The organism is Paraburkholderia sp. MM5384-R2 (genome assembly GCF_014201025.1).
Classification (GTDB): domain Bacteria; phylum Pseudomonadota; class Gammaproteobacteria; order Burkholderiales; family Burkholderiaceae; genus Paraburkholderia; species Paraburkholderia tuberum.
Map to the genome: position 1 here is coordinate 183,312 of NZ_JACHDI010000009.1, position 14,845 is coordinate 198,156.

Below are 14,845 nucleotides of genomic sequence, written 5' to 3' on the forward strand. Positions count from 1 at the left end.
CCTGGACGGCCGAGCGCCAATTGGGGGCGCATCTCCGCAGTGACGACGCTCAAGTCGCTCGACGACGTTTCGTCCCTCGCAAGCGCGGCAAGAATGGGATGCAAGGGGGCATTTCGATGAGCGGCGAAACCGAGCGATCGGCGAGCGATATGAGCACCAGCTTGCCAGGCGGACGCGCGGATACTCGTTGTTTGACGGTCAGCATGTTCGCGGTCGGCGCTGACCGGCCTGCATCCGAGCCGAGTTGCAGGAGCGGCTTCGGTCGTGGACTTCGCTCTCTCGATCCGCTATGCGAGGCGGTTCCCATTGCCTTGCGCTCCTCGCCAATGTTTTCCGATCTGTCATCGCACCTCTTATCGACAATATGCATGGCGATTTCTGTGGGAAGTCGTATGGAGAAGAAATTTTTCATGAATCCGATTTTTGAAAAGTCGATTAAATAACGGGACATTCTTGGCGAACTGAAGTCACATTAGAATTTTCCGCCGATTTCGGATTGACGATTAAACTATTCCGGTGATATGCACTAATAGTCACACGTCGGCCGAGCACTGAGCCGCCCGACGTTAGCGCCGCCTCTTCCAACTGAAGAGCTTCGGTGGTGACCTGCAGCGTGGACGGGTGTGACCGGTGGCGCGCTGGCGAGAAAATCAGACGACCACGGGGTAGAGTTGAAATAGTTCAAGCGGTGCGAAGGGAGAGCCGCAACTCGAAACGTCTATCGGAGCCATCAATCTAATAATGGTGGAAGAGGCACCTGCGCGGATATAGCAGGGGCCCCTCCTCGCTACTATAAAGTATGGATATCCTCGCTAAGAATCTTCTTCCGTGAGCATATCCTTGCTATTTCTCAAAATAACACATTCTCACTAAAGAATATGCTCGATCTTTAAAAGGATATGCTTATGTAAGCGTACCTTTTGGCTTTTGCGTCTGAGTGATTTGATTGCCGCTGCGCGGCTGGCAGCCAAGGAGGTGATTGTCGGGCTTGACGATTATGTGTCGCGCGTTATCGACGCTAAGGTTTCTGCGTTTTGTCATTGTTATGCGAGCAAGTGCTTAGCCCGTTCGCGTCTGGTGGCGTGTGGCCGCTGCGCGGCTGGCAACCAGGGGGTGATTGTCGGGCGTGTCGACCATGTGTCCGCCTTGTCGGCGCGTAGGTTTTCGCGTTTGTCATTGTTCTGTCGCGACCAAGTGCTTAGCCCGTTCGCGTTTGGTGGCGTGTGGCCGCTGCGCCGCTGGCAACCAAAAGGGTGATTGTCGGGCTCGTCGTCTGTGTTTGTCGTTTGCGCGGGTAGAAAGGCGCATCTCGGAGGCAGGGTTGCGCTGCATCGCATGGTCCGGACTCTTGGTCAGCCGCCCGCGCAGTGGCCATCAGATCGCCAAGGAGAATCTTGTCGCCCGCTCGATCGCAGTTGCGTTATCCGATGCGAAGAGAAGATTGCGCTTCGTGCTAGCCGCGCCATTCAGACTTGCTGTTTTTCCCTGGCCGCGCAAAACCCAATCTGCCGGGTCACTTCTTGGATCAGACCGACGAAGTAATCGCTGAATTAGTTTCTGGCCGCATCTCGCCTCGAGCACGCCTTTCAATCCCCTCTCAGCATCACTCATCAGATCAATCGGCCTTACTCCACCTCGAGCGCGTGGCGACTTTTCAGTTCCGTCTTTCTCCGCAACTGCGCCTGATCTTAAGCGCGGCGGCTCCGGCGTCCACCACCTGTTCGCCGATCCGAGTCTGCTGCGAGCCTGTCGATCGTACGCATAGTGACTGCGGCGCGCGTGAATGCTATGTCCTCTTCGCTGCGCGGCCTCGTACGCGGGCTTCCGGCCCTCAGCGTGACTCGGGGCGCGCGTATGGGCGTAATCGCTCAGGGGCAGACCCGTGAACGAGGCAACGGCCGGCGCGATGCGAATCGGGCAAGTCGGCACGGCATGTGCGGAACGGCGCGTTGCTGGTGGCTATCCCGTTGCCGGCTGGTCGGACACGAAGAAACGCATTTACGGCGCATGTTGCTTTCACGGCGCCGAACCTCGTATCGCATACGTCCGCGACACAACGAATCCGGGACATGGAGGCTCCTCGCGCGGTAGCCGCGCGGCGCCTTGTCGATTACGAAGCGCTAATCGCCGCACTTGGCGCGATCATCTGCGCTCCGTGGCGCGAGATGGCGCAAATGCAGGGTTAGATGCGCCCCATGCGGTGACGTTGTGCAGTCGGCGTCGAGTGTCCCAGCCGGAGGAACCTGCGCCGCGGGATTGCTCGCTACTTTGTGATTTTTACACCAACGCAAGTACGTACGAAGTTGGCGCATTCTTGTGCAGTCCCGCGTAACCGCGTTACAGGAGTCACCGGCCGCGATCACATTGGGACGATTAAAACCGACATTATGGACCATCCCATCAACGAAGTGGGACCGATGAATTCACTGACTAGGGAGTGCGCAAGTTCAAACGTCGCTTGTGGCAGCATCGCGCCGCTTTTTCAACGAACTGAATAATTAAACGGAGTCTTAACGCAAACCCCCGAATACTACAACCGCGGCCCCGCTGACATAGCCTTTCACAAGGCGATGATGCAGATCGAACTGCTGTATGCTATTTGCACAGCGGAACTTGCGTCCGGTCTATCGGGGCCACTTTTTTGATATAAGGATCCTGGTCGATTCGGGCGATTTGCGTTCGATGCGCCCTGTAGTCACATCAGCAGTTTTCGAATGTCACGTTATGCTGGTTCGACGAAAGCAAAGCCCTTAGCCAAAAGAGACCGCTGTGAGGAATAAATCATGTTATCACAATCTTCGACGGCCGGGCCTCGTTCGTCCGCGGATCAGCCTAACAATATCGAGCTTGACGTCGAAAGCGTCAGCAAATGGAACGGAACCTGTCAGGTTTTAAAAGACGTAAGCCTGCGGCTATACCGAGGCCAATGCATGGTGATATGCGGCCCATCGGGATCGGGGAAGTCGACGCTTATGCGCTGCATCAACAGACTAGACGATTACCAGGAAGGCCGCATCACAGTGCACGGGATGATGGTGACCAATGAGCCTAAACGGCTCGATCAATTACGCCGCGAGGTGAGCATGGTGTTCCAGCAGGGCAATCTTTTCCCTCACCTTACCATCCTCGAAAATTGCACGTTAGCGCCAATCCGGGTTCGTAAAATGCCCCGGGAGGATGCCGAAGAGCTTGCAAGGGATTGCCTAGAGCGCGTGGGCATTTCCGACCAGGCGCATCGATATCCGGGTCACCTATCAGGAGCCCAGCGGCAACGTGTGGCAATCGCCCGGTCACTATGCATGAGCCCGCGCCTGATGCTTTTCGACGAGCCGACTTCAGGTCTCGACCGTGAGACAGTCAAGGAAGTCGTCGACACTATGGTGTCCCTTGCTGAGGACGGTATTACGATGCTGTGTGTGACGCATGAGATGGGGTTTGCGCGAAAGGTCGCGACGAGCGTGGCGTTCATGGAGGGCGGGCAAATCCTCGAGCAGAATTCAGCAGCGGCTTTCCTCGATCATCCCGTGTGCGAGCGGACGCGTATTTTCCTGCATCAGATCCTACGTTAAGGAATCGGGTGTCGGATGCCGAATTGCAAACAATGTTGCGATCTTAGCTGGCCGCTAAAGCCAGCACGCTTATGTCCGGGCCGCTGCGCCGGTCGATTCAGCCTGCCGGCCCTAATGGATTCGCCGGCGAGGCTCTCATCTGCAAGACGAACATTTCCGGTTCACGTTCCTCATCGTGTTTTCCTCGCCCGCGTTCCAACCGATTAACCGTTCGAGCCATCGCAATCGCCGTGATCTTCGCAAGGAGCAGTCGGCTTTCACCCAGTGCCAGGCATAGCACCTTCTGCAACGCCCGCGACCGACAGGTTAGCGCGTTCCGCCGGTGCCACAAGTCCGTCGGTGAACGTCGCTGCGGTCTCAACCAATGTGTTCTCGTTGCGTTCGCGATGACATTCGTCGTCGGTATTTCAGCGGCCTGCTAGTGTTCCTTCCCAGAAATAACTTTACATAGCCGAGCCACTTTCTGGAGAATTGAATCGGCAGTCGCGGTCCATACGAACGGCCGGCCGTGCTGGTTGTACTGCTCGATATGTCGCTCAATGCTGGTAACGAGTTGACGCACGTTCTTGAACGACCCTCGGCGGATCGCCTCGTGCGTAATCAGGCCAAACCAGCGTTCAACCTGTTTCAGCCAGCTTGAGTAGGTCGGCGTGAAGTGCATGTGGTAGCGCGTATGCCTGGTCAGCCACGCCCTGACCTTTGGATGCTTGTGACTGCCATAGTTGTCCACGATGCAGTGCACGTCGAGTTCAGCCGGTACGGCCTTGTCGATTTCGCGCAGAAACGACAGGAACTCATCTGATGCCGATGACGCGGCTAGCAGGTGGCGAGCACTGCGCCATTGAGTACGTTCAGAGCCGCGAACAGTGTCGTGGTGCCGTGGCGAACGTAGTCGTGCGTGACGCCTTCGACATAGCCGAAGCCCATCGGCAGCATGGGCTGAGTGCGTTCGAGCGCCTGGCATTGGCTCTTCTCGTCCACGCACAGGACCAATGCATTCTCGGGCGGGCTCAGGTACAGGCCGACCACGTCGCGCAGTTTCTCGATGAAGAATTGATCGGTCGAGAGCTTGAGGCTTTCGCTGCGATGCGGTTGCAGGCCCAGCAGCTTGAAGTAACGGCGCAGACTCGCCGGCGAGATAGCCGTTTCGGCCGCGATCGTGCGCACGCTCCAGTGCGCGGAGCCATTCGCTGGCTTGTGTGCAGGGTGTTATGAATCAGCTGCGCCAGCCGCTCATCGTCAATCATGCGCGGCTTGCCCGGACGCACTTCGTCGTACAGCCCGTTGATGCGATGCTCCAGGAACCGCATACGCCACTTGCCCACGGTCGCAAGTGTGAGCTGAAGACGCTGGGCAATTGCGCTGTTGGGTTCCCCGGCAGCAGCAGCCAGCACGATGCGCGCACGCGTCATCAGCGCCGCCGAGATCGAGCGCGAACGCGCTATCGAGCTCAGTTGCGAGCGCTCATCGTCACTCAACACCAGTTCGGCCTTCGGTCGTTCCATGGGCATGCTGGTATCTCCCGTTCCGTTGATACCAGCATGCTACGTGAACATAGATTAGTTAAGGCAACGCTGAATAAGTACCTGATTTTCGCAGATGCCCACGTAGCGACAAGGCTTTGCGAGGAGCGAAAAGGACTTAATCAGCGTTGCCTTAACAACAGAACGGAACACTAGGAAGTCGACTGACACAGCTGTGGTAGACGGGCCTAAAATCGATACAACTCTGCCGGATTATCGACGAGTATCTTGCGGCGCACCTCGTCGCTTTCCGTTAGCCGCATCGTCCAGTTGAGCATGCGCGCGTCGTCGGGCACGGGCTTTGCGTTGGGGTGCGGCCAATTCGATGCCCACACGCCGCGTTCCGGAAATCGGGTTGAGAGCGTGCGCACGAGCCATGACACGTCGTCGAAACCAGGCGCGCCGTTGCGCGAGCTTTCATACGGGGCGGACAGCTTGATCCAGCAACGCGGACCTTCGAGCAGGCGGCACAATGACGCGAACCCTTCGCTTCCCGGTGTGACCGGCGCGAGAAACTTGCCGAGATGATCGATAACCAGGTTCGATGGCAAGCACGCCAGCATCGCTTCATGATCAGGCAGCGTGTGCCCGTCGAGCTGCAGGTTGATATTCCATCCCATCGGTGCGATGCGCGCCGACATATCCTTGAGCACACTCCACGGCAGTACGCCGCCCGACAGCATCATGAAACGCACACCACGTATGCCGGCATCGTGCAGGCGCTGCAATTCGTCATCGCTGACGTCGGGCGGCACGACCGCGACGCCACGCGCACCGTCGCCCAACTGAGCGATGGCCGCGAGCGTGCAGCGGTTGTCGAAGCCGTACCCCGTCGGTTGCACGACGATCGCGCGCGACAAACCGAGTCCGCGTTGCACTTCGCGATATGCCGAAGCAGGTGCCGGCGGCGGCGTGAAGGTTGCGCTCGCCGCGAGCGGATAGCGTTCCTCGTACACATGGATGTGGCAATCGCATGCGCCTTCGAAGTCGATTGGAGGTGTCATCGCGGGTCCGTCGGCATGGCAAAGCCCGAGAGGCGATACGCGTGCGCCGCATTCACCGCGCCCGCAGGCATGCGGCCCTGAAACAGTGCTTCGGTTTGCGCGACGGTTTCCATCGATTGATGCTCGATGGCGCCCGGCGTCAGTCCGCCAATGTGCGGCGTCGCGATTACGCGTGGATGGGCCGCCAACTCAGACGATGGCATCTGATCCGCAGCGCGGCCCACGTCGAGCGCGCATCCTGCCAGGTGGCCACGCTCCAGCGCGGCGAGCAGAGCGGCGTCGTCGACCAGTTCGCCGCGGGCCGCGTTGATGAAGTACGCGCCAGCTTTCATCGCCGCGAAGGTCTGCGCGTTCATCAGATTCGCAGTCTGCGGCGTAGCGGGCGCAAGGCAGACGACGAAGTCCGACTCGGCGAGCAGATCGTCCAGGTCGACTTGCTGCACGTGCGTGTCGTCGATCGTCGCATACGGATCGGACACGATCACGCGCATGCCGAAGGCCGACGCGAGAGGGCACAGGTAGCGCGATATCTGCCCATACCCGATCACGCCGAACGTGCTGCCGCGCAACTCGCGGCCCATCTTCGGAACAGGTGATTCGTGCCGGTGATACGCCTCCGCATACGCGGTCGTTCCTCGCGCGAGATCGAGCATCGCGCCGATCACCCACTCGGACACGGCCGGTATGAAGCCTGCGCTCGCCTGCGTGACGAGCACGCCGAGTTCGCTCGCGGCATCCACATCGATCGTACGGATATCCACCGCGCAGCGCACGAAGGCAGCCAGCTTCGGCAGCGCTTCGAACAACGCGCGCGGCCCAGGCGTCTGCCGGTAAGCGATGAGGACATCGGCATCGCGCGCGGCGTCGGCGAGTTCGGTGAGCGTCAGCTCGCGGTCTTCGGGGTTGTACGTGACGTCCGCGAACTTCGCCAGCGCCGCCGCGGCGCGCGTGCCGAAGTAATGATCCAGCATGTGCCGGGGATGACTCACGAATACCTTATTCATGTCCTTATCCTGTCTTTCTGGCTTGCTTCGCTTTCGCCGCAGATTTGCCCGGGCGTGCGACCGATTCGCGCTCCACGAGCGTGATGTCCGTGAACAGCGCCTGCTCCGACGCAGGCATCGGTTCGTCGTGCGGACGCATCGCGCGCTCCACCATCGCGGCGGCCATTGCCGGCACGGGAAGTTGCACGGTCGTGAGCGCGGGGTTTGAAATCGCCGCGAGGAAATGCCCGTCCATGCCGACGATCGACACGTCTTCCGGCACGCGCAGTCCGCACTCGCGCAGGCCTGCCATGAGGCCGAGCGCCATCAGGTCGTTGACCGCGACAATGCCGGTCGGGCGCGCCTCGTCTTGCGAGAGCAGGCGTGCAAGCGCGCGACCGTTCTCAGCGATCATCGAATCGCCGTATTCGTTCACCGGGCCGCTGTCGAGCACGCGCGCCTCCTCTGATAGCCCCGCCTCCTGTGCTGCCGAGAGGAACCCGTTGATCTTGTCGCGGCGGCTCATCGTCACGCCGGTCAACGTTGCAAAGGCGAGTCGCGCGTGGCCGTGCGCGATCAGATGGCGCGTCGCGATGCGCGCTGCTTCGAAGTTGTCCGGCGTGACGTGTTCGACGCGCGTGGTCTCACCTTCGGTCGCGCGGCGGTCGTAGCTGACAACAACCATGCCGCGTTCGACGGCGGTTTCCAGATGGCGCTCGTTCGCAAGCGACGAAATGACGATCACGCGCCGCACGCCTTGCGACAGCAGGTCTGCGAAGAACGACGCTTCCTTCGCCGGATCCCGATACGTGTTACCGACCATCACGCGATAGCCGTAGCGCTCCTGCGCGTACGTTTCGACCTCACGTGCGATATAGCCGTACATCGGATTGGCGATGGACGGCACCAGCAGTCCGATGAGCGGCGTCTGTCCGGTCTTGAGCTGACGCGCGAGCGTGCTCGGCCGATATTGCAGCGAACTCATCGCGGCCCGCACGCGCGCGAGCGTTTCCCGACGCATCTGGTCGGTGCGGCCGTTGAGTACGTTGGATACCGTGCTCGCGGAAACACCGGCCTCGCGGGCGACATCCTGAATGGTGCTCATAAGGTTTTGCATCTGCCGGCTACAGGCCGAGCCGGGTCGGCAACCACAACGAAAAAGATGGCACCAGAATCAGCACCACCAGTGCAATGCACAGCACCAGCAGATATTTGAGCATAGGACGCGCAACGTCCTTCATATCCGTGCCGGTGATGGCGCAGGTCGCAAACAGGCCCAGGCCGACCGGCGGCGCGAACAAGCCCAGGCCCATCGCGACGACGATCACCGTGCCGAAATGCAGCGGGTTGATGCCGAGCTGCGTGGCGATCGGAGTAAGGAGGGGCCCGAAGATGATGAGCGCGGGCGCGCCTTCCAGCACCGCGCCGAACACGATCATGATCAGCACGGAAAGCAGCAGGAACATCGTCGGTCCATATTGATGCGCGAAGGCGATCATCGAATCGGAGACGAGCGCGGGAATCTGCTCGATGGTCAGCGCGAACGACACGCTGGAGGCCGCCGCGACGATGAACAGAATGCTGCTCGCCATCGATGCCGAGCGCACGAATACCCGTGCGACCGATTTCGGCGTGAGCTCGCGAAACGCCAGCCAGCCGGCGATAAGCGCATAGACCACGGCGAATGCGGACACCTCGGTCGACGTCGCGATGCCCGACGTCACGCCTTTGCCGATCATGGTGATCATGACGAGCGCGACCAGCGCGCCGCCGAGCAGCGGCATCCATGCGCGTGGATTGGTGAGCGCATCGGCGAGATTGATGCGGCGCCCGAAAATCACCGCGACGATCGCCAGCGCCACGGCAAGTACCGCGGCCGGCACTACGCCCGCGAGGAACAGCCCCGCGATCGATATGTTCGCGACGAAGCCCATGATGATCATGTTCACGCACGGCGGGATAGTTTCGGCCATCACGGCGCTGCAGGCGAGCAACGCTGCGGCTTCGTTCGGATCTTCCTTGCTCTGGCGCACAGCCGGCATCACGACGCCGCCGACGGCCGCGATATCCGCAAGCTTTGAACCGGACACACCCGAGAAGAATGCCGTCGCCATGATCGTGATGAGCCCGAGGCCGCCGCGCACGCGCCCGAAAATTCGCAGCAGCAGTTCGATCAGGCGCGACGACATGCCATTGGTTTCCATCAGCAGGCCGGCTAATACGAAGAATGGGATTGCGAGCAGCACGAAATGGTCGGTGCCGGCCATCACTTGTTGCGAATAGACGAGCATCGGCAGGGACGGGTCCGCGAGGAAATACAGCAGCGCCGAGAACGCGAGCACGAAGCCGATTGGCACGCCGAGCACAAGTGCGCCGATGAAGCCGGCTATCAGCAGCGAGCCGGGCTTGATCGCGTGAGCGGGCACGGACGCGTTCCACGCAAACACGGCCGCCGCGAGCAACAGGCAGCCGACCAATGTGCCCAGCACGGTCTTGCGCGGGCCGTTCGCCGCGTTGGCGAGCGCGAAGATTGTCATGAATACGCTGCCAATGACGAGTGGATACACGTTGATCCACGCGGGGAGGCCGCTCGGCGTCATCTGACCATAGGAATCGACCAGCAGCAGGCACGACGACACGCACAGATTCATCGCGACGCCCACGATCACCCAGTGCCCCACATGAACGAGCGCGGGCTGCCAGCGCCTTGGCAGCATGCCGCGAAACAGGTCGACGCCGACGTGCTGGCTGCGCGCAAGCACCGTGGCGGCGCCGAAGAACACCAGCACGATCATCAGCGCGCCGGCGACTTCCTCGGCCCAGTCGAAAGGATCGTGCAGGAAATAGCGGTAGATCACGGAGAGGAACACCACGAGCACATCGGCCGCGAGCACCGCCGCGCACAGGTATTCGATCCAGCGCATGAGACGGGCGAGGCCGCGCGCGAGCATGGTCTCATGGCCGAAGCCCGGCGCGGCGAGTTGCGTTTCCGGTCCGGGCGTCGCGGAGAAAGTGGTCATGGTGTGCCTGCCTCGTTAGCCGCGCGCTGCGGCGATTGCGGTGAAGAGCGGCGCGGTCGACGGATACTGCTTCGAGAAGCTCGGGTACAACTGCGACTGCATCTCGCCGCGCGCGGTGTCGCGGTCGGCTTTCGACATCGGATAGAACGTCATGCCGCGCTCTTTCAACTCCTGCTCGGCGCGGGCAGCCGTCTGGATGGCTGCGACGCGCTGCTTCACGGTCGCGTCTTGCGCCGCTTTCTGAAACGCGGGGCGCAGATTCTCCGGAATCTTCGCCAGCGCGCGGTGGCCCATCGCGACGACGAGCGGGCTGAAGACGTGCTGCGTCTGCCAGCACGACTTCACGACTTCGTCGTACTTGCTCGCGAGCACGGTCGCGCAGTCGTGCTCGAAGCCATCGACGACACCTGTCTGCACGGCCATGTACAACTCGCCGATGGGAATGGGCGTCGGTACAGCGCCCATCAGCCTGAAGGTTTCCATGAAGGCGGGCGTGGGCAGCACGCGCAGTTTCACACCCTTGATATCGGCAAGCGATTGCATCGGCTTCTTCGTGAACACGCTGCGCGCGCCGAACGAATAGCCCCACGTGACCACCGAGCAACCCGCACGCTGTTGCAGCATGGTGTCGAACGATTTGCCGACGCTGCCGTCCATGGCGCGCCCGACGTGGTCGAAGCTATCGAACACATAGCCGAGATCGAGCATCCCGAGCTCCGGCAGCACCGTCGCCCAGATCGATGAGCCGGTGACCATCATGTCGACCGCACCGACCTTAACCTGCTGAACTACATCGCTTTCCTTACCGAGCTGGTTGTTGGGGAAATAGTCGATCCGGATCTGTTCGCCGACGCTCGCCTTCAGGTTCGCAGCGAGGTTTTGATACCACACGTAATGCGCGGCGTTTTCGTTCGGAGGCATCGATGATGACAACCGCAACGTAGCTGCCGGCTGGGCGCGCACGATCGCGGGAAAGCCCGCGCTTGCCGCAGTGAGCGAGGCCGCCGAGGCCGTCTGCAGGAACCGTCGCCGGGAAATGGAACGCATGGTGTTGTCTCCTGGATGCCCGCTCTGAGTGCGGGCGAGTATGTGAGGGGCGACACGACAGGCCGCCCTACTGCATCGATTTAGTGTATCGATACAGTAGGGCGGTAGGTCGCAAGATCAAATAGGCGTTTACCCCGCTCGCATCAGTTCGCCGTGACGACGACGCGCGTCCGGAAACTGCTTCGTTGCGCTGCACGCGCGAGCATTCGGCTTGGAAACGCCCCTCGCGTCTCGACGTTTCCAGGCCGCAGAACTGGAGCGCCGGGCGCAACGTCCTCCATGCACGTGAGCAGTGAGAGCCGACAATCCCGGCTTGGGTGTGCCCGTTGATTCACCGCGCACCTGGGTTCCAGCTCGCGATGTGCCCATCGGGCGACAGCATAAAAATGCGTAGGCGGTGCCTTGGACGGGGCGAACGCTGCGGTCGCTCATGACTGCATTACTCGGCTGTTGCCTGGCAAGGCGGAAAGGAGGACGGCCATGCATCGAATGACGCCTGGTTCACAGGTTGTCCCCGTGTTTTTGGGCAGATCCGGGGATTTTCATCACGCTTCGTTCCGACACTATGCTGAATCGCGACATGTCGGGCTGAGCACGAAGCCGCCCGACGTAAGGGCCGCCCATCGGACTGATGGGTTTCGTTGGTTGTTGCGGGCGTGGGCGGATATAGACACCAGCGCGCCCCGGAATGCGGGGGGTGAAAATGGTGTTCGATTGGCATGGCGCGAGATCAGTGAGACGGACTGCCGAGCTGCCGGTCCACCAGGCTACCTGGCAGACGTGCCCTAATCGATGGCACCGTCGTTTATGTCTTTCTTCTGCGCAGCACGCTGGGCGTTTGCGACCTCGACTTGATGCTCCCACTCGTCTTTCGCCTGGCGCAACTAATCAACCGTAATGCGCAGGTTCAAACAACGTTGACGCGCCAAGTCATGGTCATTCAGACACAGGGCCGCCAGATTCCCATATCTGTTGTCGCGCCGACAGCACGTATGGCCTGATGATCGGACGCGTCACGCTAGGCCTGCCGTACAACGCGTTCGTAACCTACATCGCGGGCGATCCGGACAATTAATGGGAGTGGTCCGGCCGCGATGCACTCCGGTCCGCACGTAGGTCCGAATTAGAACTTGTGCCGGATTCCCGCCTGAACGAACGTCTGGCGGTTCGACGACGATGCCGTCAGTGCATTGAGTGCGGCGCGCGCCGCCTTGCCGGTGGAATCCGTGCCGCCTGCGAACTCGGTGCTGCTGATCACATACACATCGGTGCGCTTCGAAAGGTAATAGTCGAGCGATAGCGACACGTTGTTGTAGCGCGAACTGCTGATCATACCGACGCCCGATCCCCGAGTGTAGCTGTAGACCATTTCGCTTAGCAGGAGCGGCGTCCAGTAATACGTGACGTTGATCTCGGCCGTATCGAACTTCGCATTGCCCGACAGACGAAGCGGGTTCGATCCCGTGGATGTATCGCCGAGATTCTTGAACTGCACATTGCTATAGACGAGGCCGACGGTAGCGGAGCCGAACGTGTACCGCCCGGCAGCGGCGATAGCCTGATACGTATGCGCCGACGCGTAGCCGCTGTACACCGGACTTGCGGTCATGTTGTTGAGATTCGCGCCCGCGGCATTCGTGGGCGTGCTCGTGAAGAATGACTGATTGGGATTGCGCGCGTTCATGAAGGCCGCGCCGGCTGAGAAGCCTCCATATTCGTAACCCACGCCCGCCGACCATATCTGGTTGCGCGAGAAATCGCCGGCCTGTCCGCCGAATCCGTACACGCCGCCCACTGTGAAGCCGCCCATGTTCGGGCTCATGTACTTCACCGAGTTATTGATCCGCTTGCTGTTGTTCAGATTGTCCAGGTCACCGGGATGCGCCGTCGTACCGCCACCGAAATTCGCCGAGTTCATGCGCGATTCGACGAACGTGACGAGCGAATCGTACTGACGCCCGAGCGTGAGCGCACCATACTTTTCGCTGGAGAGTCCGATGTACGCCTGCCGGCCGAACAACGCGCCGCCCTGCAGCGAGGTTCCCTTTCCGAGGTCGAAGCCGTTCTCCAGCGTGAAGATCGCGCCAAGCCCGCCGCCAAGATCTTCCACACCCTTGAAACCCCAGCGCGAGCCTTGCATGATGCCGCTCGATCCGCCGATCACGCGCCCGCCGCCGCTGTTGCTCTGATAGTTCACGCCGTAGTCGATGATTCCATACAACGTGACCGAACTCGCAGCATTGGCTTGCGCGACGCAGCAAGCAGCGAGAATCGCTGCACCTGATAGTGTCTTTGTATTCATTAGCATGGCGAAATAAGTAGAGTGTGGGGGGTGATGCGGACGGACTTAATGCAGCTTCACTTCTGTGCAGCAGCGCCCGCGTCGGACAAGCCGCCAGGCTATCTACGCGCGACGCCCCGAAAGGACGTCGCGCCGTTTTTCTGCTCGACGAGCCATCACGCCAGCGAAAAATCCGCGGGCAGCGTCACTTCGAGAAGTTCGAGATCGGCACTGCATTGCGCGAACGAGTAGGGCAGCCGGCCGGGAATCGAGATGCTATCGTCGGCTTTCAATTGCCGGCGCTTGTCGCCCTGAACAACATCGAGGCTGCCTGACAGCACGAAGAAGAAACAGAATTCGGTGTCGTGCCTGCGGGCCGCTTCATGGCCATTGCCCTCGGCGCGAACCACGCGCACGCCCGCGAGCCCGTCGGTGGCTGCGCCAATACCCGTGTCCGTGACGACGAAACCGGGCGACGTCCACGGCTTCCAGCTCGCGTTTTTCGCGACATGTCGCACGAAACGCTGACCGTTGAAGTCGCGCTCCGGCCGGAAAGACGTCGTCGGCAGGCTTAATTCGTGGTCGGCCATCGTGATGTGCTCGGCGGGGCTGCCCAATTCGACGACCTCCGCACCGCCCGAACTTTCGAGCACGCGATGCCGGATTTCAGGCGGCTGAAGCACGCAATCGCCGGCTCGGAGAATGAAGGGCTCGCCCTGATCTTCATACACGAGCCGCACCCAGCCCTTACGGCAAAAAATCGTCTGGAAGCGGATCTTGTGATAGTGCACGTAATCGGGCACAGGGCCGCCGTCGAGAATGCGAATATGCGACGCGATGAACGCACCGCCATGGCGCTCGGGCAGCAGATCGCGATAGCGCATGCCCGCGCGTCCCACGCTCCAGTGCGCGTCCCCGCCCGCATGAGCGAGCACGAGTTGTTGACGCGTCGCGGGCAACGTCATCGGCGGATTGGCGTGAACGATGCGAACCGTGACGCCGTTCGGCGCAATCAGTTCGCGTGCATCGCCGGGCAATTGCGCGGGATCGTTGCACAGCACATGCAACGTCTTTACGCCGTCGCTTACGTCGAGGCCGAGCTTGAGCTTGAAACCGTCACGCGAAAGGATAGCGGTGCGCGGGCTGTCCGCCGGAAAGATCGCGTCGAGTCGGAAGCCGAGGCGCGCGATGAAAAAGTGCATCGTGGCGGGAAGGTCCGTGCAGTTCATGGGCACGAGAAAGCCTTGCACGCCTTCTATGGCGTCGTCGGCGCTTACATCAGCATGGTCGGGTTTGGAAGTAACTGGGTTCATTGAAATTCGCATCCAGGTGGAAAGGGCAGGGGTGGCGCTCAGTCTTGGCGCACGCCGGCGGCCCGGTTAGTACACAGGCGATTCCAATGCGGCGCGGCGCTCGCG

At 60.9% G+C, this 14,845-nt stretch carries 9 protein-coding genes and 1 pseudogene; 2 read left to right on the top strand and 8 right to left on the bottom strand.

Translation table 11 applies throughout. The annotated features are described in order from the left end of the window. Window positions 1-116: 116 nt before the first annotated feature. Together HDG37_RS17200 and HDG37_RS17205 are read left to right on the top strand one after the other, a co-directional pair. On the top strand, window positions 117-443 hold the full coding sequence (locus tag HDG37_RS17200; RefSeq protein WP_184049662.1) for a hypothetical protein: 327 nt from the start codon (window positions 117-119) through the stop codon (window positions 441-443). 2,340 nt (window positions 444-2,783) lie between these two features. Beyond that, on the top strand, window positions 2,784-3,569 hold the full coding sequence (locus HDG37_RS17205) for an amino acid ABC transporter ATP-binding protein (protein ID WP_184049664.1): 786 nt from the start codon (window positions 2,784-2,786) through the stop codon (window positions 3,567-3,569). A 418-nt stretch (window positions 3,570-3,987) separates the two neighbouring features. Here HDG37_RS17205 and HDG37_RS17210 read toward each other — a convergent pair. The 8 genes and pseudogenes from HDG37_RS17210 to HDG37_RS17245 form a co-directional block, all read right to left on the bottom strand. Beyond that, window positions 3,988-5,080: pseudogene (locus HDG37_RS17210) on the bottom strand (IS630 family transposase). A gap of 200 nt (window positions 5,081-5,280) precedes the next feature. Further along, on the bottom strand, window positions 5,281-6,096 hold the full coding sequence (locus tag HDG37_RS17215; RefSeq protein ID WP_184049665.1) for an amidohydrolase: 816 nt from the start codon (window positions 6,094-6,096) through the stop codon (window positions 5,281-5,283). Then, window positions 6,093-7,100, bottom strand: a complete 1,008-nt coding sequence (locus tag HDG37_RS17220; RefSeq protein ID WP_184049667.1) for a hydroxyacid dehydrogenase — start codon at window positions 7,098-7,100, stop codon at window positions 6,093-6,095. Before HDG37_RS17220 ends, HDG37_RS17215 begins: the two co-directional genes overlap by 4 nt. Before the next feature lie 4 nt (window positions 7,101-7,104). After that, window positions 7,105-8,184, bottom strand: coding sequence for a LacI family DNA-binding transcriptional regulator (locus HDG37_RS17225; protein ID WP_184049669.1), 1,080 nt, complete (start codon window positions 8,182-8,184; stop codon window positions 7,105-7,107). 19 nt (window positions 8,185-8,203) lie between these two features. Beyond that, a complete protein-coding gene (locus tag HDG37_RS17230) occupies window positions 8,204-10,099 on the bottom strand; it encodes a TRAP transporter large permease subunit (RefSeq protein WP_184049670.1) in 1,896 nt (631 codons plus the stop codon). Between the two features lie 15 nt (window positions 10,100-10,114). Beyond that, window positions 10,115-11,146 carry a TRAP transporter substrate-binding protein gene (locus HDG37_RS17235; protein ID WP_184049673.1) on the bottom strand — a complete coding sequence of 344 codons (1,032 nt, stop codon included), beginning with the start codon at window positions 11,144-11,146 and terminating at the stop codon, window positions 10,115-10,117. A 1,123-nt stretch (window positions 11,147-12,269) separates the two neighbouring features. Continuing rightward, entirely contained in the window at window positions 12,270-13,454 is a 1,185-nt protein-coding gene (locus HDG37_RS17240) for a porin (RefSeq protein ID WP_184049675.1), read from the bottom strand. Between the two features lie 149 nt (window positions 13,455-13,603). Continuing rightward, window positions 13,604-14,740 (bottom strand): cupin domain-containing protein, encoded by a 1,137-nt coding sequence (locus HDG37_RS17245; protein WP_260334896.1) that lies wholly within the window; start codon window positions 14,738-14,740, stop codon window positions 13,604-13,606. Window positions 14,741-14,845: the final 105 nt, after the last annotated feature.